The organism is Streptomyces sp. NPDC028368 (assembly GCF_055565615.1).
In genome coordinates this window covers 1-20301 of record NZ_JBVHTY010000029.1, presented here as the reverse complement: position 1 = coordinate 20301, position 20301 = coordinate 1, and the positions used below count along the sequence as shown (strand labels likewise).

General features: G+C 67.1%; 16 protein-coding genes and 4 pseudogenes. 12 read left to right on the top strand and 8 right to left on the bottom strand.

Annotated features, from left to right (window positions below; translation table 11 throughout):
- Nucleotides 1-205: 205 nt before the first annotated feature.
- Entirely contained in the window at nt 206-1267 is a 1062-nt protein-coding gene (locus tag ACZ4S3_RS38710) for a hypothetical protein (protein ID WP_467943287.1), read from the top strand.
- A gap of 31 nt (nt 1268-1298) precedes the next feature.
- On the opposite strand, the pseudogene ACZ4S3_RS38705 reads toward ACZ4S3_RS38710, so the two are convergent.
- Nucleotides 1299-1892: pseudogene (locus ACZ4S3_RS38705) on the bottom strand (transposase); the annotation flags it as partial.
- A gap of 705 nt (nt 1893-2597) precedes the next feature.
- Here ACZ4S3_RS38705 and ACZ4S3_RS38700 point away from each other — a divergent pair.
- Together ACZ4S3_RS38700 and ACZ4S3_RS38695 are read left to right on the top strand one after the other, a co-directional pair.
- A complete protein-coding gene (locus ACZ4S3_RS38700; protein WP_467943286.1) occupies nt 2598-3071 on the top strand; it encodes a hypothetical protein in 474 nt (157 codons plus the stop codon).
- 245 nt (nt 3072-3316) lie between these two features.
- A complete protein-coding gene (locus tag ACZ4S3_RS38695) occupies nt 3317-5536 on the top strand; it encodes a tetratricopeptide repeat protein (RefSeq protein WP_467943284.1) in 2220 nt (739 codons plus the stop codon).
- Nucleotides 5537-5936: 400 nt separating this feature from the next.
- Here the strand turns inward: ACZ4S3_RS38695 and ACZ4S3_RS38690 are convergent, their stop codons facing one another.
- Nucleotides 5937-6578, bottom strand: a complete 642-nt coding sequence (locus tag ACZ4S3_RS38690; protein ID WP_467943282.1) for a hypothetical protein — start codon at nt 6576-6578, stop codon at nt 5937-5939.
- Nucleotides 6579-7232: 654 nt separating this feature from the next.
- Here ACZ4S3_RS38690 and ACZ4S3_RS38685 point away from each other — a divergent pair.
- Complete coding sequence (locus ACZ4S3_RS38685; RefSeq protein ID WP_467943281.1) at nt 7233-8027, top strand: SDR family NAD(P)-dependent oxidoreductase; 795 nt, start codon at nt 7233-7235, stop codon at nt 8025-8027.
- Nucleotides 8028-8171: 144 nt separating this feature from the next.
- Here the strand turns inward: ACZ4S3_RS38685 and ACZ4S3_RS38680 are convergent, their stop codons facing one another.
- Nucleotides 8172-8348 (bottom strand): hypothetical protein, encoded by a 177-nt coding sequence (locus ACZ4S3_RS38680; RefSeq protein ID WP_467943318.1) that lies wholly within the window; start codon nt 8346-8348, stop codon nt 8172-8174.
- Between the two features lie 53 nt (nt 8349-8401).
- Here ACZ4S3_RS38680 and ACZ4S3_RS38675 point away from each other — a divergent pair, with 53 nt between their 5' ends.
- Entirely contained in the window at nt 8402-8707 is a 306-nt protein-coding gene (locus tag ACZ4S3_RS38675; RefSeq protein WP_467943279.1) for a hypothetical protein, read from the top strand.
- A 516-nt stretch (nt 8708-9223) separates the two neighbouring features.
- On the opposite strand, the gene ACZ4S3_RS38670 is transcribed toward ACZ4S3_RS38675, so the two are convergent.
- Nucleotides 9224-9730: a hypothetical protein gene (locus ACZ4S3_RS38670; RefSeq protein ID WP_467943278.1), complete on the bottom strand. Its 507-nt coding sequence runs from the start codon at nt 9728-9730 to the stop codon at nt 9224-9226.
- 246 nt (nt 9731-9976) lie between these two features.
- On the opposite strand from ACZ4S3_RS38670, the pseudogene ACZ4S3_RS38665 reads away from it, so the two are divergent.
- Nucleotides 9977-10971, top strand: a pseudogene (locus ACZ4S3_RS38665) (IS5 family transposase).
- Between the two features lie 19 nt (nt 10972-10990).
- Here ACZ4S3_RS38665 and ACZ4S3_RS38660 read toward each other — a convergent pair.
- The gene (locus ACZ4S3_RS38660; protein ID WP_467943276.1) at nt 10991-12085 is read right to left on the bottom strand and encodes a hypothetical protein; all 1095 of its coding nucleotides are present in this window, start codon (nt 12083-12085) and stop codon (nt 10991-10993) included.
- A gap of 235 nt (nt 12086-12320) precedes the next feature.
- On the opposite strand from ACZ4S3_RS38660, the pseudogene ACZ4S3_RS38655 reads away from it, so the two are divergent.
- Nucleotides 12321-12407, top strand: a pseudogene (locus ACZ4S3_RS38655) (site-specific integrase); the annotation flags it as partial.
- Nucleotides 12408-12443: 36 nt separating this feature from the next.
- Here ACZ4S3_RS38655 and ACZ4S3_RS38650 read toward each other — a convergent pair.
- Nucleotides 12444-13052 (bottom strand): TetR/AcrR family transcriptional regulator, encoded by a 609-nt coding sequence (locus ACZ4S3_RS38650; RefSeq protein ID WP_467943274.1) that lies wholly within the window; start codon nt 13050-13052, stop codon nt 12444-12446.
- 72 nt (nt 13053-13124) lie between these two features.
- Here ACZ4S3_RS38650 and ACZ4S3_RS38645 point away from each other — a divergent pair, with 72 nt between their 5' ends.
- From ACZ4S3_RS38645 to ACZ4S3_RS38635, 3 genes are all read left to right on the top strand, one after another.
- Nucleotides 13125-13946: a class I SAM-dependent methyltransferase gene (locus tag ACZ4S3_RS38645; protein ID WP_467943273.1), complete on the top strand. Its 822-nt coding sequence runs from the start codon at nt 13125-13127 to the stop codon at nt 13944-13946.
- 258 nt (nt 13947-14204) lie between these two features.
- Nucleotides 14205-15383, top strand: coding sequence for an alpha/beta fold hydrolase (locus ACZ4S3_RS38640; RefSeq protein WP_467943272.1), 1179 nt, complete (start codon nt 14205-14207; stop codon nt 15381-15383).
- A gap of 90 nt (nt 15384-15473) precedes the next feature.
- Nucleotides 15474-16460 carry an IS481 family transposase gene (locus ACZ4S3_RS38635; RefSeq protein WP_467943270.1) on the top strand — a complete coding sequence of 329 codons (987 nt, stop codon included), beginning with the start codon at nt 15474-15476 and terminating at the stop codon, nt 16458-16460.
- Nucleotides 16461-16510: 50 nt separating this feature from the next.
- Here the strand turns inward: ACZ4S3_RS38635 and ACZ4S3_RS38630 are convergent, their stop codons facing one another.
- The gene (locus ACZ4S3_RS38630) at nt 16511-17065 is read right to left on the bottom strand and encodes a CGNR zinc finger domain-containing protein (protein WP_467943269.1); all 555 of its coding nucleotides are present in this window, start codon (nt 17063-17065) and stop codon (nt 16511-16513) included.
- 117 nt (nt 17066-17182) lie between these two features.
- Here ACZ4S3_RS38630 and ACZ4S3_RS38625 point away from each other — a divergent pair, with 117 nt between their 5' ends.
- Both ACZ4S3_RS38625 and ACZ4S3_RS38620 read left to right on the top strand, forming a co-directional pair.
- Nucleotides 17183-18046: an NAD(P)-dependent oxidoreductase gene (locus ACZ4S3_RS38625; protein WP_467943268.1), complete on the top strand. Its 864-nt coding sequence runs from the start codon at nt 17183-17185 to the stop codon at nt 18044-18046.
- Between the two features lie 215 nt (nt 18047-18261).
- Nucleotides 18262-19263 (top strand): annotated as a pseudogene (locus tag ACZ4S3_RS38620) (IS481 family transposase).
- Nucleotides 19264-19292: 29 nt separating this feature from the next.
- On the opposite strand, the gene ACZ4S3_RS38615 reads toward ACZ4S3_RS38620, so the two are convergent.
- The gene (locus ACZ4S3_RS38615) at nt 19293-20207 is read right to left on the bottom strand and encodes an IS982 family transposase (protein WP_467943266.1); all 915 of its coding nucleotides are present in this window, start codon (nt 20205-20207) and stop codon (nt 19293-19295) included.
- Nucleotides 20208-20301 lie beyond the last annotated feature (94 nt).

The window sequence follows — 20301 nt, the reverse complement described above, 5'->3', positions numbered from 1 at the left end:
GCGCCGAGGACGGATGGCCAGCTATTGCTGTGACCACATACGTTCACGGGGTTCGGTGACACACTCGTCCGGGTCCGTGACATCGAGGCCGCTGCCCTCGCGTTCGTGGCAACCGCTAGCGGCTACGGCCGCCCCCTGTAGGCTCTGCTGCGATCACAAGCGTGGACTTGAAGGACGGACATTGACGGAGGCGGAGCGTCGCCACATGGACCCGATCGAAGCCATAGAGCACCTGTTTGCACTGTGGCTGCCGCGGTGGCGCCTGGCGGTCGTCGGTGGCGAAGCTCCGGCGTCCTACGAGGAAGAGTGGACCGCCGTTCCCTCCCTGGCCAAGGTGTCGGACTACGGGATGTTCCCGTTGACGTTCGCCGACCTCGACGGGCGGCGCTATCCGGTGGCTGTCGAGCGGTTTGACATCGAAGACCCGGACGAGACATCTGACAGCGCCCTGCACGCCTCATGGGGCCTGCCGGACGACGGCGCGGAGCAGGCGTTCGCGTTCCTCGTCGAAGCATTGGAGTCGGGACTCGACGACCTGGACCGGCGAGGCCGGGCGCTTGCCGGATATCTAGCGGGCTGCCTGGCGGCAGGCGGCACGGACCTGCTGCGGATCATGGTGGCCGCCGAGCCGAGCGGTCTCGCGCTGGACGATGAGCTCCACCTGCTGGTGCGTTCCGGCGAGACGACAACGCGTCTGGCACTGGCCCCCATGCCCGTTGCCTCCGCCTCCAACGATGGGGCGGAATACCGAATCACCTGCGTTACAACACTGCTCAGCGAATTCCTCCGGATCAACAACACCGACGCGGTGACCTTCGAGGTGACCTTCGGAACCCATGACATCGACCTGAACGTCGCCGACCCTGACGCCGCCTTCCGTGCGGGCTGGGCCGGAGATGGCCACTGGCTGATCGCGGAGGAGGGCGACGACGAAACCGACGACGTCCTCTGGGCACTGGACGCCGCGTCCTTGAAAGCCGCGCTGACACAGTCCGAGCAGAACATGGTCGCTGTGGCCCGGGCTCAGACCCTGATCTGGGAATTCGACTCCACGACGCCTGAGATCCCCGGCGATGAGCTCGTCTCCTGGCTCGCCCGCGAGCTCCTCGAAACGATCGTCACCGAGACCACTGGGGCATCCGGAATCTCACCTGTCCTCGCCTACGCCAAGAACTTTCCCCTCGAATCGGTCCTGGACAGCGAGGGAGATTCCTGTCTCCTCCTGGTCGGGGCACAACGTACCGCCCTCATCTACATCAAGGGCTAGCACTGTTGCCGCATAGATCCGCCGTGTCGGATCAAGCGGCCGTTTTGAGGGGGCGTCCGCCCCAGCGGATGCCTTTCTCGCTTCGGATGCGGGCACGTTCCTTGCGTTCGGCGGCCAGGACGTCGCGGTGGCGGGCGTTGCCGTTGCGCCACCTCAGGTAGGCGTGCAACGCCCGGGTCTGCACGGTGTGGTTGGGGTGGTTGGAGTTGGCGATGGTGAACTGCCTCAGTGGTCCGAAGTGGGCCTCGATGGGGTTCGCCCACGAGGCGTAGGTCGGGCTGAAGCACAACTCGACCTTGTTCTTCTTGGCCCAGCGGCGGATGTCGGTGCCCTTGTGGGCGGACAGGTTGTCCAAGATCACGTAGACAAGGGCGCGGTCGGGCCGGGCGGCGCGGACCGACTTCAGCGCGGCCAGCGTGTTGGCGGCCCCCTTTCTGCGGTGGTTGACGCCCCGCAGGCGGTCGTCGCCGACCGAGTAGCAGCCGTGGAAGTACCGCACGCCGTGGGTGCGGTGGTAGGTGGCCGGCAGCCGGTCGGGGCGTTTGCGTGCGGCCCAGCCGGAGCCGGCGGTGGGCCTGATCCCGAGCGGGCCGAACTCGTCGCACGCGAAGGCCCTGTCCGGGAAGGGCGTGCCTTCCCGACCCGCACGGCAACGCGGGCCTACTCGATACCAGTCAATCGATCACTCGCGAAGGTACGCCCTTCGCGTGCGTCCTCCCGAGCTGATCCACAGGTAATGAGCATTGCTCCGCCGCGTGATTCCAGCGAACGCAGCGACTCGCCACGCTGACACCGGGCGCTCCCACACGAGGGCCTCGAACCACTGGGCGACGCCCTACGGGACGTGCGGACTGTGCCCGCGCTCAGCAGCAGACTCCGAGAGCGCTACAGCGACGGCGACTACGGGCTGACCCTGCTCTTCGACAATGGCTCCTTCCCCGCCCGCCGCGCGACGACCTGCAGGGTCTGTCGCTCCGGGCTCGGATCGGGCACGGGGCCCGGTCCGTCGAAGCGCGGCTCGCGGACGCCGTCCCCGGCGACTACTACGCCGACCTGCGCACCGCCGGCTCGCCACGCGAAACCGCCCAGTGGCTGCGCGCCCCACACACGCAGTGCAGCTTCGGCACCAACATGCCGCTGTTCGTCTACCGTCGGCGACGATCCTGGAGGCGGGACAGCTTCCCGACACGGCTGATTGGGCGGATCGCTCCATTGCTGGCGCAAGACGGAACCGATATGTATTGCGGAGCGTGCTTATGAGAAGACGCTGAGTGTGTCCGGGTGGGCGTTACGTCTGCGGAATGCTTGGCCGGAGAGGGCGGAGGAAACGGTGACGGAGGAGTTAATGGCGTTGGCTGCGGCGGGCGGCGCCGCAGTGGTGCAGGCCGCAGGCACGGACCTGTGGACGGGTTTCCGCCAGCGGGTTGCGCGACTGCTCGGCCGGGGGGACCCCCAGCGCGAACAGGCTGAGTTGGAGCGCTTGGATCGGACCGCTGTCGTCGTGCGGGCGGTGGGACAGGACACGGACGAACGGGTGCAGATCATCGAGGAAATCTCCTGGCGGACCCGCTTCGAGACGTTGTTGGAGAGCTCGACCGCGGAAGAACGTGAGCTGGTGGGCACCGAGTTGAGGGCGCTGCTGGCTGATGCGACACCTCCGACCGCGGCCTCGGCCTCGGCGGGCGGTTTCGCTGCCGGGGGCAAGGTCGACATCCATGCCGAGGGTGGAGCGATCGCAGCTGGAGTGATCAATGGGGAGGTGCGTGTCGGCACCCCTTGGCAACCCGGTCCGTCCCAGGGCTGAACGGATCGGCTGCTTCCAGCCCACCTCTTGCCGCACATGCCTTGCTGACGGAAGGTTTGAGGATCCATGCCGCTGGCCGTGACAGTGTGGCTGTCGGCTTCGCCGAGCAGGTCGTCTGTGCCGCCCCACAGCGCGCATCAGTGCCGTGGCCACACCAGACGGGTGTTCTGCCACGGCAAGCCGACTGTTTCCGGCACCGCGCCGACCTCGCTGAGCCCCTGGCCGCCGCGATCGGCGGCGGAACTGTGGGGCGGTGCCAGGTCCTATCCGGTGTCGGCGGGGTCGGCAAGACCCAGCTGGCCGCCCACCACGCCCGTTCTGCTTGGCAGGCCGGGGAGGTGGACCTGCTGGTGTGGGTCACCGCCTCCAGTCGGGAGGCCGTCATCGCGGCCTACGCCCAGGCGGTGGAAGAGACGCTCGGCGGGCCGTTGTCTGACCCCGAACGGGCAGCGTCCGCATTCCTGGTCTGGCTCCATCCGAGACCGCCCTCGGACGGCAGCACCGGCTGTCGGTGGCTGGTGGTCCTGGACGACGTCTCCGACCCCGGCCACCTGCGTGGTCTGTGGCCGCCGAGCAGCCCCAGCGGCCGGACTCTGGTCACCACCCGCCGTCGGGATGCGGCTTTGACCGGCCCCGAACGCAGCCTCGTGGAGGTCGGCCTGTTCACTCCAGCCGAAGCGGCTGCCTATCTCAGCGACACACTGGCCGTCCACGGCCGCCACGAGGCCCCCGAGCAACTCGCCTCTCTTGCCATGGACTTGGGATGCCTGCCGCTGGCCCTGTCCCAGGCCGCCGCCTACCTCATCGACGCTGACCTGGACTGTGCGACTTACCGCACTCGGTTGGCCGACCGGAACACCACCCTCAACACCTTGCTGCCCGACCCGTCCGGGCTGCCCGACGACCAGGCCGTCACGGTGTCCGCCGCCTGGTCGCTGTCCCTGGACCAGGCCAACCGGACACGACCACGGAACTTGGCCCGCCCCATGCTCCAGCTGGCCGCGATGCTCAACGCCAACGGCATCCCCGCCCGTGTCCTGACGAGCCCGCCGGCCCTCGCCTACCTCGCCGACCAGCGTGCCGCCAAACCGCCGTGCGGCCACGTCCGCGAACCGCTCCAGACCACATCAGCCGAGGAAGCCACCAGCACGCTGCGCACCCTTCATCGGCTCAACCTGATAGACCACACCCCCAAGAGCCCTCACCGGGCCATCCGCGTCCACCAGCTCATCCAACGCGCCGTCCGCGACAACCTCCCGGTCGGTCACATCGAGTCCTGCGCCCGGGCTGCCGCTGACGCCCTGATAGCTGTATGGCCCAAAGTGGAACGCGACACCGCGCTTGCTCAAGTGCTCCGTGCCAACTCCGAGACCCTTCGCAGCCTCGCGGAGGACGCGCTGTGGCGGCCCGGCGCCCACCCCCTGCTCCTCCGTACCGGACAGAGCCTCGGCGAAACCGGACAGGTCACCGCTGCTCGCGACTACATCCGCCGCCTCGTTGTCACCTCGCGAACCCGCCTCGGCCCCGACAATCCCCACACCCTTGACGCCCGTCGTAACCTCGCCTGGTGGCAGGGAGAAGCGGGAGACCCAACCAATGCAGTGGCCACACTCACCAACCTTCTACCGCACCAGCAACAGCTACTGGGACCGGACCATCCCGACACCCTGAGAACCCGCAGCGACTTCGGCCACTGGCAGCGTTATGCCGGGGATGCCGCCGGCGCGGTCACGACCTTCGCGCTTCTCCTGACAGACCAGCAAAGGCTGCTGGGAAGGGATCACCCTGACACGCTCATAACCCGCCACGACCTCGCACACTGCCAGGCCCGAAACGGCGACTTCGCGGCCGGGACGAACGCGCTCGCGGAACTCCTTCCCCGCCTCCAGGAAAGGCTCGGCTCGGAACATCCCACCACGCTGCTGACCCGCCACGACCTTGCCTTCTGGGAGAGCAAGGCGAGCGGAGACGCCGCCCGCGCCGTCAGAGCACTCGCCCAGCTGCTGCCCGACATGGAGCGAGTACTTGGTCCCGTACACCACCACGCACAGATCACCCGAAGTAACCTCGCCAACTTCCAGGGCGAAGCCGGAGATGTGGCTGGAGCTGTGACCACTCTCACCGCGCTGCTGGCGGACCGGAAGCGGGTACTGGGCGCGGAACACCCCAGGACACTGCTCACATGCAGCGACCTCATCCGGTGGCAAGCCCGCACAGAAGATCCCGCCACAGTTACCGAGGCATTCACAGACCTGCTGGACAAGATGCAGCAGGTCCTCGGCCCGGACCACCCCACAACACTCAAGACCCGCAGCTACCTCGCCCGCTTCTGGGGCGAGACCGGGAACGCGGCCGATGCCGTCAGGGAACTCACCGGACTGCTGGCAGATCAAGAACGGATCCTGGGGCCGCACCACCCCGACACCCTCACGACCCGGGACGAACTCACCCACCAGCGAAAATAACAGGCCATCGGGGAAGTCCGTACTCACAGCTGAACAGCACATGCACGCTTACTGGCTCAGCAGACTCCCTGCCCGTTACTGCGCGCTGTCCTGTGCCGGCAAACGTTGAGCGGCGCACTACCGACGTTTTTCGAGTTGCCGTCCCGGTCTACTCATCCCCCTGCCCGCCTACCGGCGGGGAATGCAAACTGCTTCAGAGCCCTCTATGAGCGTTGTTCAAGCTGAAGTTGCTGGTCACGGGCCTGGTGTGAGGTTACGGTCCGGTGCTCGTGCTGGTGGCTGGCGGGTGTCTGCGGCGGAGACCATTTGCCACCTGGCGATCGCGGTGTTGGTCAGCACGAGCGCCGACCAGCCGCCTCACGCCAGCCTCATTGACCAGCAACTTCAGCTTGAACAACGCTCACTGCACGGGCGCCCGGGGACGCGGCACGAAGTGGAACGGGCGGCCGCCGGCGTCAACAGTGAGCGTCCCGTGACGGCCGGCACTCGACCACTCCAATTCAAGGTGCCACTCGATCTCGAAGGCCGAGGCGGCGGGGTAGACCTCGAATAGTTCAGGGTCACTGCTGGTGACAGTGAACGGGAAGTCCGGGCCGTCCAGGGGCCGGAGAACCGGGTGATCGACGTCCAGGTCGGTGGTGAACCCCCGCGTCTCCAGGATGCTCATGATCACGCCCCAATGTTCCGCAGGGCGCGGAACTTTACGGGAGAGCACTACAGGACGCATTCCCCTGAGCACCACGGCCTGTGCAGCAAGCCCTTCCACGAGCACCCTGGCCCCAGCTTCTGGAGTCCACGTGCCTGCCCACGTTTCGGGGTCGGCTGGTTCGTCTGCCCACCAATAGACGTCATTGGCCGTCCGGATGCTTGAACCGGTCGCCATGAAGGGGATCTCGAGTTCTCGCGACTCGTTGGCATGGTGGATGGTGACGCCACCATGGATGACGCCCGCTTGGACAACCGGACCGTCCACGTGCGAACAGTCGGACAAGGAGTTCTCGGTGTGCAGTCGCTGCACTGGCTCTGTCGGTTCCTCAGACACGCCTAACTCCCCCATGCGATCCCACCAGTTCCAACAGTTCCATCAGCGTGGCACAGGTCACCTGAGGCCGTCCGGATTTCTGTGTTCTCGTGTGCTTCTCGTCGCCGAGTTCCTACGATCCGTCCCGAACGAGCGGCGCGGAGCGAATTGGGGGCAGGCGTGCTGGAGAAGATCAAGGCTCGGCGGGCCAAACTGGACGTGCTGGTCGAGCAGTTGACCGCACTACTTGATGAGGCGCGTGCGTGAGGAGCTTGCGGGGCCGAGAAGGTGCTGCGCCGGTTCCGGGAACAGGCTGCCGCCGCACCACGAGCGGGGCATGGGCCAGGCCACGCTGCCGCCAGAGTGCCGGCAGGTGTGGGAGGTAGTGCAGGGCGCGGACGGCCCGGTGATAAAACACGTGTACGGCGCGGATATCGTCCTGCCATGACAGACGAAGGCCCTGAAGACCCTGCTGGCTTTGTTCACGAGTATTAAGTCAGTTGTTCATGGGTTTGGGAGGCGCCCAGATCGACGGCCTGGTGATGTTCACGAGTTTCGGTTCTGGATCAACTTCTGTGGTGTGTCTACGCTCTGTGACTGTTGATCTTGGCGGCGTCTTGCGGGAACTCGTCTGTTCGGCGGGAATGTCATAGGCGTGGTCTAGCCTGCCGGACCATGGATCTTAATCTTGCGGGGCGGCGCGCGTTGGTCACGGCGAGCAGTGGGGGCATCGGTGCGGCGGTGGCCCGGCGACTGGCCGATGAAGGGTGTGCCGTTTTGGTGCATGGCCGCGACCCGGTGCGTGCCGACGAGGTGGCAGCGGAGCTTAGCGCCGCTGGCGGAGTGGTGGACGTCGTGCTGGGTGACCTCACTGATGACGATGCCGCCGGCCAGGTGGCCCAGCGGGCTCGTGAGTGGGGTGTGGAGGTGCTGGTCAACAACGCCGGTCCGTTTGTGGAGCATGACTGGGAGACTGCGGGGCCGGCCGCATGGTTGGAGGCAGTGAACGGCAACGTCGTATCGGCAGTGCGGATGATCCGAGCCCTGGTGCCTCAGATGCGTGAGCGCGGATGGGGTCGGGTTGTCAATGTGGGCAGCCGGGCCGCGACGACTCCGTTGCCGAACATGGTTGAGTACTCGGCGGCGAAGGCCGCGGTGGTCAACATGACCACCAGCTTGGCCCGGCATCTGGCCGGATCGGGTATCACGGCGAATACCGTGAGCCCTGGGGTGATTGTCACCGACGGAATGCGGCAGATGTTCGAGGATGGGGCGGCTGCGCGGGGCTGGTCGGGGCAGTGGGCGCAGCTGGAGCCGCTGGTCGTAGCCGAGTACGCGCCGAACCCGGCCGGGCGGCTGGGCACTGCGGAGGACATTGCGGCAGTCGTTACGTTTTTGGCCAGTCCGCTGGCTGGCTACATCAACGGGATCGACCTGCGCGTCGACGGAGGCATCGCCTTGGTGCCGTAACAGCTTCCTTGGGACCACGTTCGCTGACCTCCGTGGACGCGAGGCTGCCGCGCCGATCGGGGACTTGATGCAGGACAGAGGTCGGGCAATCGGCGGTAGGCCTAACGACAACAGGACGCGTTTCCGGAGGAGTTGGAAGCCAGCTCAGCCGAACATCTGGCGCTTGAGCATCTTGATCCGGTTTACGTGCCCTTCGACCACGCCGGAGTTCCAGGGAAGGGTGAGTCCGGCGATGACGGCGTCGCGGTCGCGGTCGATGCCTGCGACGAGAGTGTGGAGGCCGGGCAGGGCGCTACCTCGGGGACACCCTTGCCCTGTCATTCGCCCACTTCTACTGGGTTGACGGCGAGGACTGGGGCGATCTCTGGGGAAGGTTGCCTGACTGGTCCAGCCACGCCAACGCCGGACGTGAGGTGTTCGACACGTACATCGACGTGGCTGTCGCCGCGTTCACCCAACAGCTCGGTCCACCGGAGCGCGACATCACGACCGAAGGCGGCACCCTGGCCATGGGAGACGGCGACTGGTGCCACGCCGCTTGGCGTTGCGGGGACAACCTGCTCGTCATCGGCCCACGCCATGAAAGTCTCTCCTACTACCAGTTCGAGGAGGCCGTCGTCTACATGGGCCCGATTGGGACGGCCGCTCCGCTGCCGACCCTCCACGGCTTCATCGCCTGACACCACCCGCCGCCCGCCCGGACTGGGCACCCTAGCTGGCTAGTTGAGCGTGCGGGCGGGGGAGAGCAGTGCAGTGCCCGCCGCCGGATTAGTGGCGGGCGCCGAGATCTCCACCGCGGACAGCCGCAGACGTGCTGCTTTGACAAGACGTCTCAGGATGCGGCAAGACAGGCAACCGCTCAAAAGGACCGTCATCAGGATCGATCACCACTTGGCTGCCCGGAATCTGTCCCGCGATGTCGCGATCGGCGTCGTCTACTGGCTGGCGCTCGTGCACGTCGCCGCCCGGCTGCGCGCGGTACTCGGGCGACCGGCCTGGCGCCGCGCTGGGAGCGGATCGGCGGCTGGATGTTCATCGCCCTCGGGGTTGGGGTGGCCGCCACCGAGTAACGCCCGCTAGGGTGCGTATCGAGTCGTGATCAATCTGCGGGAATCGCCCTCGCGGCGGGGCCTGAACCGGTAGATCTTCTTCCGTGACGCGGCCGTGTGGGATGCCCACACGGCCGGTGCTCCTCGTCAGGCGGGGACGGCAGAGGTGTCGAAGGTCAGGTGGACAGCCTGATCGTGGAGGGCGGCGGTGCTGACGACCGCAACGGTCTCATCTCCGATCGCGGCGAGGGTGGCGGTGTAGTCGCCGTACGTGACTGCCTGCGCATTGACCTCCGTTCCGTCGACGACGAGCTGGCCTGTTCCGGTGGTGAGTACGTTGGGCAGCCAGATCGGTCCGTCAGGCGAAGAGTTGAAGAGGAACTCACCCAGGAGCGCATCGGGCTTCAGCGTTGAGAACACGCGGACGTGCTCAGGCAGGCGCCGCTGGGTGGTGACCTGCACCAGCATGGTGTGCTCCTCGTAATATCCGAGGTCGAGCCGCTGGAGGAAGCCGTCGACGGACCCCTGGCTTACCAGGCGGCGCCATCCGGGCTGGGGCCGTACGAGGACGGCCACCGGGCGGCTGAACGCCCGGAGTGTCTCCAGCCAGATGCGATCGTCGGGACGGCCCGGGTGGGCGGAGCTGTGGAACATGACGGCCCCCTCTGGATGGTCGCAGCCGCGGGCGCGGTGCCTTCATCGTGGCATCGCACCGGCGTTCGCGGGCCGGAATATCGACGGACCCGATCATGGAGGACACCGCGGCGGGGCCAAGGAAAGGTGCGTGCCGCGCGCGGGGCCCGAGGCGTCCGCAGCAAGGGTGCGTATCGGGTCGTGCTCGATCTGCGGGAATCGCCCTCGCGACGGGCCTGAACCGGTAGATCTTCTTGCGTAACGCGAGTGCAACTGACGGACGAGGAATGGGAGTTCATCGGGCCGTACCTGCCGATCGGTGAGTACGGCCCGTATCCCGAGCGGCTGCGGCAGCAGTTCGAGGGTGTGATCTGGCGGTTCAGGACCGGCGGACAGTGGCGGGAGATGCCGCAGGAGTTCGGTGCCTGGCCGACCGTCCACAACCGCTTCCGGCAGTGGCGTGACGCCGGTGTCTTCGCGGCCCTGCTGGAGGGCCTGATCGCGGAAGCGGCGAAGCGGGGTGAGGTGGATCTGTCCCTGGTCAGCATCGACTCCACCACCGCGCGCGCTCACCACGACGCCGCCGGGATGCACCTGGACCAGGACGTCCTCACCGCCCTGGAGAAGGCCGCGGCCGAGGAGGAGAAGGCCAGGTCAAAAGGGGCGGCTCCGAGGAACGAAACGGGCAGGAAGCCGAAGCAGATCCCGAGCGGGAGGAGCGACGACGCACCCGGCGCCGACGCAGACTCCGGCTGAAGGCCGCCCTCCTGGGACGCTCCAGGGGCGGGCAGACCAGCAAGGTCCACCTCGCCGCCGACCGCAAGTGCCGCCCGCCGGCATTCGTCCTGACCGCCGGCCAGGCCGCGGACAGTCCGCAGTTCATCCCCGTGCTCAACAAGGTACGGGTCCGCGGGCCCGTCGGCCGCCCCCGCACCCGGCCGGACGCGGTCGCCGGGGACAAGGCCTACTCGTCCCGCGGCAACCGGGCCCACCTGTGCAAACGCCACATCAAGGCAGTCATCCCCGACAAGAAGGACCAAGCCGCCAACCGAAAGAAGAAGGGCTCCAGGGGCGGTCGGCCCGTCAGCCACGACGCCGACCTCTACAAGGAGAGGAACACCGTCGAGCGCCTGATCAACAAGCTCAAGGCCTGGCGAGGCATCGCCACCCGATACGACAAGACCCCAGACAGCTACCTCGCCGGCCTCCACCTGCGCGCCTCGATGATCTGGATCAAAGACCTCACCCGGACCACCCACTGATCACAACTCGATACGCGCCCTAGGACCGCGTCGCCCTCCCGCACTCGTCCCCAGGGGACTCGCCCCGCCCGACCGGCGCGCTGCGGTCGTACGGGTCGACCTCCGTGCCGGCCTCGTCTGCCCGGCGGTCCGTGCCGAAGGGCGGGGTGAAGTAGCCCGTGGGGGCGCCGCAGCCGCCGTTGGTCATGTCGTACTTGTACGAGACTATCGAGAACGTGCCCGGCTCGGTGATCACCTTGTCAGGGTCGTCCCAGCTCAGGATCAGCTCGCGCCGGACGATCGTGCGCACGACTTCGTCGTCGCCGCCCGCTTCCGCGCGGGTGACCGGGTAGACGAAGGTGACGTCGGCGGTCACCTCGAGCGCGCCGCGCTCGCCCTCCCGGTAGGTGAGCCGGCCCCGGGTCTTCACGAGGTCGCCGACCAGGTGGGTGCGGGAGGGCTGGAAGCGGCTGAAGAGGAGGAGGGGGTCGTTCTTCTCGCTCGGGGTTTGGAAAGCGGTTTTCAGAAGGTCTTGGACGTCCTTCTGGTGCGGGTTGATCAGTGCAATCGCCTTCTCGGGGCGCTCGCCCTGCAGCACCCCGCGGTCCAGGCCGGACGCGACGAGGAAGTCCCGGCTGCGGGCGAGGGCCCGCTCGACCTCGGCCGCGCTCATCCAGCCGACCGCCCCGGCATTCGGCACGGTGATCCCCGCCGCTCCGCTCGCCCAGCTCGCCGCCGGCGAACCGCGGAACGGCTCGTCCATGGTGGGGCGTTGAGCCGCCTCAGCCGGGGGTGCCTGGGCCGGGCGGGCGGTCTCGGCCGCCAGCGGCGGGGAGTCAGCACCGGCGAACAGGTCCACTATCCGCCCCGGCGCGAGCGCCACCACCAGCAGCACCAGCGAGGCCAGCAGCCCGACCACGTACCAGCCCGTGCGCCGCTTGGGCTGCGCGGGCGTGTAGCTGCGCCAGCCCTCCAGGCCACGGCCGGGCTCCGCGCGCAGCCGCTTTGCCACGTCGCGGGCCCGCGCCGACGGCTCCTTGGGCGAGTCGGCGGCACCCGCCACCGACTCGCGCAGAAACCTCTCCCACTCCTCGTCGGACCTGGACGAACCGTCTGGCTCCGTACCCGCACCCATCCCCAACCCCCTGGCAATCAGTAGACCGCGGCCCACTCCCCCTGGGACGCGTCCGCATCATCACACAGAGCGCTGACTGCGAGGCCGGCTGGGCGGACGGTGCGGGCGCACCACCCATTCTCAACTGGCCAACTGAAGGGTTCTGACCGCCCTCGGCTACACCGGTGGATACCACGTTGCGAACCGCTACATGATGGCCATCCGGGAGGGCATCGCGGTCCCTGCCAGAATCAAGGAGAACGTCCGCCGCTGCTTCAAGCCCTCCCCTGAGGCGATCGCCGGGCTTACCAGCCTGCTTGCGTCCGGCGACAGCCGACGTTGAGGCCCCTTCTCGGCGCGGACCGTTGCGGGCTGCAAGTCAGGGGCAGCTTGGCCGCCGTTGCACGACGCCGGCGAGCACCGTGGTCACCAGCTTGTTGACGGTTGCCGTAGTCGGCGGGTCGGGGTCGCGGTCTGCGAACAGGAGATGCCCGCCTCCGACCAAGGAGAGGGTGAGTGAGTCGATGTCGGCGTCGGCCGAGATGCGGCCCATTGCGCGCTCGTCGGCCAGGTAAGCGGAGACCGCGGTCGTGACCTGGGCGAGGATCGCAATGCCGCCTCCGGGCCTGGCTTGCCGCAGCCGCGCGCGCAACTCGTCCCGGAAAGTGATGAGCGGGATGATCGCCAGGGGGACCGGTCCGAACAGGGTGGTCAGCGCGCCGGTGAGGTTATCGGCCACGGTGCCGGTGCCGACGGTCTCGCGCAGCGTATGCGCTTGCGTTTCGAGCTGTGCGGCCCGGTCGAGCACGAGCTCGGTGAGGAAAGCGTCGAAGTCGGTGAAGTGCCGGTGCAGGACGCCTTTGGCGCAGGCTGCCTCGTCGGTGACGGCTCGGCTGGTCAGCCCGTTCGGGCCATCCCGCAGCAGCACGCGTTCGGCGGCGTCGAACAGCTGCTGCCGCGCGTCACGAAGGTGTACCCCGGTCGGCACTGACAGATCCTCTCGTGCGCCAGGCTCCTGGCATCCGTTGGCATATGGGCGCTCGCCCACTAAAGTGAACGCATGCCCACTTTACCGCGAGAGCAACCCGAACCGGCACAGTCGCATCAGGCTCGGCAGACGGCCGAGTCTTTCGGCACGCATGCGCAACGCTACGACCAGGCCCGACCGGGCTACCCCGATGGCCTGGTGGCGCGTATCGTCGCCGGGAGCCCGGGGCCTGACGTGCTCGACGTAGGCTGCGGCACGGGCATCGCGGCCCGTCAGTTCCAGGCCGCCGGTTGCGCCGTGCTCGGCATCGAGCCGGATGCACGGATGGCCGACCTCGCGCAAGCCCGCGGCCTGCAGGTCGAGATGGCGACCTTCGAAGCCTGGGAGCCGGTTGGCCGAGTGTTCGACGCATTGATCGCCGCCCAGTCGTGGCACTGGGTGGACCCGGTCGCCGGCGCCGTGAAGGCGGCCCAGGTGCTGCGTCCGAACGGGCGCCTGGCGATCTTCGGGCACGCATTCGAGCCGCCTGCCGAGGTGGCCGAGTCGTTCGCGGCCGCTTACCGTCGGGTGGCGCCCGACTCCCCGTTCAGCAATCAGCCAGCGCGACGTTCGCTGGAGACGTACCAAGCGGGGTACGCGAAGATCGCCGACAAGATCCGCGAGACCGAGCAGTTCAACGAACCGGAACTGTGGCGATTCGACTGGGAGCAGTCCTACACGCGTGACCAATGGCTGGACCTGCTCCCCACTACCGGCAGCCTCACCCGACTTCGTCCCGATCAGCTGGCCGAGATACTGGGCGCGGTCGGCCATGCTATCGACGCTCTGGGTGGCCGCTTCACGATGCACTACACCACTCTGGCGACCACCGCCGTACGCGCCGGCACCGCTTGATCCGCTGCCGCACGGTCGCGCGGGCCCGCGCACGTTACTCGTCCTCGGACACGCCCGGATCACGCAGCGGGCGCAGGCCCCCGGGCAGCTCGGGGAGCTGGAAGGAGTACCGGCCGAGCATGTTGATGTGGGTGTGGGTTTGGCGGTGTCAGTACGACTAGTTGTACTGACCGGAGAGGTTGGTTGAGCTCGCACTCAGGTCGCAGTTCGGAGATCCTCGCTTGACCTGAACCGAGGTCCAGGTCCGAGGCTTGCACCATGAGTGAGCAAGAAGAGCAGTTCGGCATCGGAGAGGTCGCCGCGCATACCGGTCTTGAACCCGACACACTGCGGTACTTCGAGAGACAGGGGATCTTGCCTGCCCCTCGGCGTGACGCTACTGGGCGCCGTCAGTACGTCGCTGCCGATGTCGACTTGATCCGCATGCTGGTTCACTTGCGCGAAACAGGAATGCCCCTGGCCGACATCGCGCAGTTCACCGGCGCCGACACCAAGGTCACCGACCCGTCGCGGTTGCGGCTGGAGCTGCTCACCGCGCATCGCCGTCGCGTCGAGGATCGCCGTGAGGCGCTGGACCGTGCCCTCGAGGTGATCACCCGCAAGATCGCGGACTACACCGATCAAGCAACCGACTCGATGGACGTTCTTGAGCGACCCGACACGACAATCGCCTACAGCGTCCAGGGGAGGGGGCCACTGCTCTTCCTCGTGGGCGCGCCGGCAGGGCGAGCTGGGTTCGCAGCTCTCTCGGACGAGCTAGCGGGGCAGTTCACCGTCGTCACCCATGATCCTCGCGGCATCGGGGCCAGTCGCATGACCCGCGGAATGGCTGCGCCAACGCCTGAAGTCCTCGCTGAAGACCTTGCCGCGCTGGTCGACATGTTCACCGGCGCGCCGGCAATCTTCGTCGGTACGAGCGGCGGGGCTGTGACCCTTCTCGAACTGGCCAAGCTGCATCCCGAGCTCGTTGGATCGGCCGTGCTGCACGAGCCGCCCCTGATTACTCTCCTGGACGATGCCACCCTCGCCGACCGCGCTGCGTCGGCGTTCGCTGTCGCGCCAACTGATCCTCAGCGAGCCGTGCAGGAGTTCTTCGACCTGAGCGGCGCCGCCCACCACACAGGCCCGGATCAGGTGCCTCCCACGCATATCGCGTTGCCGGAGCTACCGACTGAAGAACTCGACAAGAACCGCTACTTCCTTGGCCAGATGGCCGGCCCCAGCGTCTTCTACGAGCCCGACATCGAGGTCCTACGTCGAGCCCGGCTGACCGTGTGCGCCGGCTCGCTGAGCCATCACCAGATGGCGCGTAGGGCGGCCTACGCCCTGGCCGCTCTGCTGCGTCAGCCCTTGATCGATATGCCTGGCAACCACGTGGGCGCAAGCGCGGCCCCGGCAGAGTTCGCTCGCGCTCTCGTGCCGCTGCTCGACCTCTAAGCACACGTCCCCACACGACCGTTCGGTCGCCCTGCATTCGAACGAGCACTCGGCCCTCCTGGGCCGCCCTGGTCCAGGAGGGCTACTACTATGTCGCACCCGAACACTGCCTTGACCCCGCGCCACAGACTCAAGGTGGCCCTTCTCGTCGTCGAGGACGGGTGGTCGATCAGCGAGGTCGCCGCCCGGTTCAAGGTCTCCTGGCCGACCGTGAAGCGATGGGTCGACCGCTGGCTCGCCGGCGAGTCAATGCGCGACCGGTCGTCCCGCCCGAGAACGTCGCCGCACAGGACGAGCAAGCCGGTGACAAGGCACTGCGTGAGCCTGCGGATTCGATTGCGGGAAGGGCCCGTTCAACTCGCCGCCCGACTGGGCATCGCACCGTCGACGGTACACCGCATCCTCACCACCGCTCGGCTGAACCGACTGTCGTACCTCGACCGGGCGACGGGGGAGTTGGTCCGCCGCTATGAGCACGCGCACCCCGGCTCGTTGGTGCATGTTGACGTGAAGAAACTCGGGAACATCCCCGACGGCGGGGGCTGGCGCTACGTCGGCCGCAAGCAAGGCGGCCGCAACAGGGCCGGCACCCCCGACAAACCGCGGAATCGGTACGGCGGCCCGAAGCTTGGCTACGCCTACGTTCACACCGTCATCGACGACCACTCCCGCGTGGCGTATGCGGAAGTCCACGATGACGAGACCGCTGCCGCCGCCGCGAGGGTGCTGCGTCGCGCCGTCGACTGGTTCGCTGAGCGTGGCATCACGATCGAGCGGGTGCTGTCGGACAACGGCAGCGCCTACCGATCGCACCTGTGGCGGAACACGTGCGAGGTGCTGTCGATCCGACCGAAGTTCACGCGTCCCTATCGTCCGCAAACCAACGGCAAGGTGGAGCGCTTTCACCGGACCATGGCCGATGGCTGGGCCTATGCCCGCTGTTACCAGTCTGAGGCTGAGCGCCGCGACACCCTCGACGCGTGGCTGCACCAGTACAACCAGCACCGGCCGCATACCGCCTGCGGCAACCAGCCGCCCTTCTCACGATTGATCAACGTCTCCAGTCAGTACACCTAGATGTTGCGGGACATGACGTTGTTGACGGGCCCGATCGCGGATCCGCTAGGTCAGCGCGCAGCGATTCGTGACTTCTTGACCTTGTTGCCGCAGGTGTTCATGGAGCACCAGCGGCGGTTGCCGGCGCGGCTGGTGTCGAGAAACAGCCCCCCGCATCCAGGGCCTTCGCAGTTCTTAATGCGGCCGCGGTCGGGGCCCCCGAGGATGCGGATGGCATCCGTGGCCAGGACCCCGAGGGCGTCACTGACAGGGGTCGTCTCCGTCAGGTGCCATCCTGCGCGTTCGTGTTCCAGCGCAGCCTTCGCGTGCCCAGCGGCAGCAGTCGTGTTGAGGGTGTGGACATCCTTGGATTCCGGCTGTTCACCTGCGGTGATCGCCGACCCGATTCGGTAGATCGCCTCGCGCAGTTCGACGGCGCCCTCCAGATCGGTCGGCGACACGTCTGTAACGCCGAGCCCCGTCGCCCCGAGCCACATCTTCAGTCGTGCGGGGTCGGCCAGCCGTTCTCTCGGCGCCAGGCTGGCGCGATCGCTGACGGTGGCGGTGAACCGGAACGCCAGGACCTCGTTGTCCATCCGGAACACACGATGTGCGTCCTCGGTCATTCCATCCTCCGCAGTGAGCGACAACACGCGTCGAACCGCTTCAGACGGTTCGTTGCGATCGTAACTCCATGGCATCCTTGAACCTCTTTAGACGGTTCAAGGGAAGGGGTGCTCAGCGTGAGCAGCATCGCGGTCATCGGTCTGGGAGCCATGGGGAGGCCCATCGCACGCAATCTCTTGAAGGCCGGCCACGACGTCGTGGTGTGGAACCGCTCCGGCGGGCCCGCGGACGAACTGGTCGCAGAGGGTGCCCGTCGTGCCGCCTCGGTCGCAGAGGCCATGCGCTCGACAGTGGTCTTCTCGGTCCTGTCTGACGACCGGGCCGTCGCCGAGACGTTCATCGACTCCGGTGTCCTCGCTCAGACCCCGGGCGGGACTGTGCACGTCAACCTCGCCACGGTGAGTACCGGCCTGGCTCGCCGGGCCAGCGCAGCGCACGCCGAGCATGGTGTCGGATATGTCGCGGCACCGGTCTTCGGCCGTGTTCCGGTTGCCGAAGCCGGAGCACTCAACGTCATTGCGGCCGGTGAGCATGCGCTGCTCGACCGTGTGCAGCCGTTCTTCGACGTGATCGGCTCGCGGACCTGGCAAGTCGGCGACCGTCCGGAGCAGGCCAACATCGTGAAGATCCTCGGGAACTACCTGATCGCCTGCGCCATCCAGTCGCTGGGCGAGGCCGTCAGCGTCGCGGAAGGCGCCGGTGTCGGCTCCGGGCAGTTGGTCGAGCTGCTGACTTCAACGCTCTTCCCCGGAGCCGTCTACACCAGCTACGGGTCGATGATTGCCGAACGGCGCTACCAGCCAGCCGGATTCACCACAGTCCTGGGCCGCAAGGACCTCCACCTCGCGCTCGATGCAGCGACCGACCAAGGCATTCCGCTCCCGATCGGTCAACTATTGCGTGCTGTCTTCGATGAGGCCATCGCCGACGGTCGCGGGGCGGACGACTGGGCGGTCATCGCGGAACAGCAGCCGCGGTGACCACCGACGGCCAACGGCCGTGACCGCGGCTTTGGCGATCACACCAGGAGACGGTTCTTCGCGTTCTCTCGGTGCCGCTGATGCTTTTCGCAGGTGGGCTCCTCGTCCCCTGTCACAGGTCAACGGGCGCCTGGCAGATCAACTCGGGTCCGGCCCCGGGCCGACATCGCTGCTGCCCGTCATCACCGAGCCCGGACCCCAAGAAGAGCTCCCCCATGTCGCATGCCAATGCACCTCTGACAGTCGAAGGCCGACGTCGCCTCGTCGAACGATGCAAGACCCGCCCGATCGCGCACGTTGCCGCCGAGATGGATATCTCTCGCGCATGCGCCTCGAAGTAGGTCAACCGATATCGCCATCACGGGGACCTCGGCCTCCTCGACCGCTCCTCGACGCCGCATCACCAGCCGACTGCAACACCTGACGATGTGGTGGCACAGATAGAGGGACTCCGGCGCACACACAAGTGGTCCGCTGCGCGGATCGCGTTCGAGCTGTCCCAAGCCGGCACCACGATCAGTCGACGCACGGTCAGCCGGCATCTTGCCGAGCTCGGGCTGAATCGGCGTCGCTTCATCGACCCCAACGGAGACTCGAACCGGGAACCCCAACAGATCGCCGCCCGCCGACCGGGCCACATGGTCCACGTCGATGTGAAAAAGGCCGGCCGCATTCCCGACGGCGGAGGCTGGCGGGCCCACGGACGCGACAGCGACCACGCCCGAGCAATCGCTCGGAGCAAGAAGAAGACCGAACGCGGCGGCTACGTCTACCTCCACTCAGCCGTTGACGGATTCAGCCGACTCGCCTACACCGAAGCCCTGCCTGATGAGAAAGCGGTGACCGCCATCGCCTTCCTTCACCGTGCCCGCGCTTGGTTCACTGCCCACGGCATCACCCGGATCGAGCGGATCGTCACCGACAACGGAGCCTGCTACCGCGCCGACGCCTTCGCACGTGCCCTGCACGAGGCCAGGCACCAGCGAATCACGCCGTATACGCCCCGCCACAACGGGAAGGCCGAGCGCTACAACCGGATCCTCGCAGAAGAATTCCTCTATGCCCGGACCTGGCTGTCAGAGGATCAACGTTCCGACGCGCTCCACGTCTGGAACATCCACTACAACTACCACCGTCCTCATACCGCCATCGGGAACCGGCCACCCGCCGCACGACTACGGGGCGGCGTCACCAACGTCCTGGCCTCGTACACCTAGATGAATGAGTCCAGGGGGTGTCGTTGCAGTCAGTGATCGTAGGCAGTGAGTGATCGCTTGATGGGCTGTCCAGTTTGGTCGTTGTGCCAGATCGCCGCTGTGAGTGCGAGGATCCGGCACAAGACCCGGGCTGACACCCCTTCCGGGCTCTTGCCGCCGTGTCGTTCCAGGTTGAGCTGCCCCTTGAAGGTCTGATTGATCGACTCGATGACCTGCCGCAGCGGTTTGAACAGGTGTGACCCGGCCGGCTCGGCTTCCCCCTTGCGGGCCGGCCGCAGCAACTTCAGGTGACGCTCGGCAAGGCCGTGCTCGAACTCGCGGCCGAAGTAGTTCTTGTCCCCGATGATCGTCTGCCCGGGGTGATCGGCGAGGACGTCTGGCGCGGTATCGACCGTGTCGCGCAGCGTTTCGCGCTCGTCCGCCTTGGCCCCGGTGAGAGCGAACAGGACCGGCAGTCCGCCGAGTGTGCACACCAGGTGCAGACGCAGCCCCCAGAAGTATCGCGAGTGTGATGCGCAGTAGCCGTACTGGGCCCAGCCTGCTAGGTCCGAGCGTTTGGCCGTCTCGCGGGAGCAACCGCAACCGACCGGTGTGGAGTCGACCAGCCACACATCGTCGCTCCACAGCGAGGTATCGCGGGCCACGATCCGGATCATGCTGGTGAGCAGTGAGAACGCGGCGCGCAGCCGCGTTCTGTAGCCGGACTGCTGGGGCACGTAGGGAAACAGGTGGCCGAAGTCCCGCCCGACGCGGCGAAGCCAGCGCCGCTCGGAGGTGTATCCGAGCAGCGCCGACATGACCGCGAGCGTGATCAGCTCGGCGTCACTGAGCGTGGGCGTGATTCCGATGGGAGGCTGCCACGGCGCCGGCCACGGTGAAGCCTTCAACTCGTCGTCAATCCGGGCATAGAGTGCCGTTGCGAGGGTGTCCAGGTCGTTAGTCACACATCGACGTTGGACGCCCTCGTCTCCTGTCCGCAGGCGATCACTTGGACTCATTCAGGGATCCGGGGTGGTGCCCACTGCGGTGACTATGCGG

Coding starts and splice junctions, on each gene's coding strand:
- ACZ4S3_RS38640 (WP_467943272.1), top strand. CDS start 14,205: ATGAGTGAGCAAGAAGAGCAGTTCGGCATCGGAGAGGTCGCCGCGCAT.
- ACZ4S3_RS38670 (WP_467943278.1), bottom strand. CDS start 9,730: ATGTTCCACAGCTCCGCCCACCCGGGCCGTCCCGACGATCGCATCTGG.
- ACZ4S3_RS38630 (WP_467943269.1), bottom strand. CDS start 17,065: ATGACCGAGGACGCACATCGTGTGTTCCGGATGGACAACGAGGTCCTG.
- ACZ4S3_RS38685 (WP_467943281.1), top strand. CDS start 7,233: ATGGATCTTAATCTTGCGGGGCGGCGCGCGTTGGTCACGGCGAGCAGT.
- ACZ4S3_RS38645 (WP_467943273.1), top strand. CDS start 13,125: ATGCCCACTTTACCGCGAGAGCAACCCGAACCGGCACAGTCGCATCAG.
- ACZ4S3_RS38680 (WP_467943318.1), bottom strand. CDS start 8,348: ATGACAGGGCAAGGGTGTCCCCGAGGTAGCGCCCTGCCCGGCCTCCAC.
- ACZ4S3_RS38635 (WP_467943270.1), top strand. CDS start 15,474: ATGTCGCACCCGAACACTGCCTTGACCCCGCGCCACAGACTCAAGGTG.
- ACZ4S3_RS38660 (WP_467943276.1), bottom strand. CDS start 12,085: ATGGGTGCGGGTACGGAGCCAGACGGTTCGTCCAGGTCCGACGAGGAG.
- ACZ4S3_RS38710 (WP_467943287.1), top strand. CDS start 206: ATGGACCCGATCGAAGCCATAGAGCACCTGTTTGCACTGTGGCTGCCG.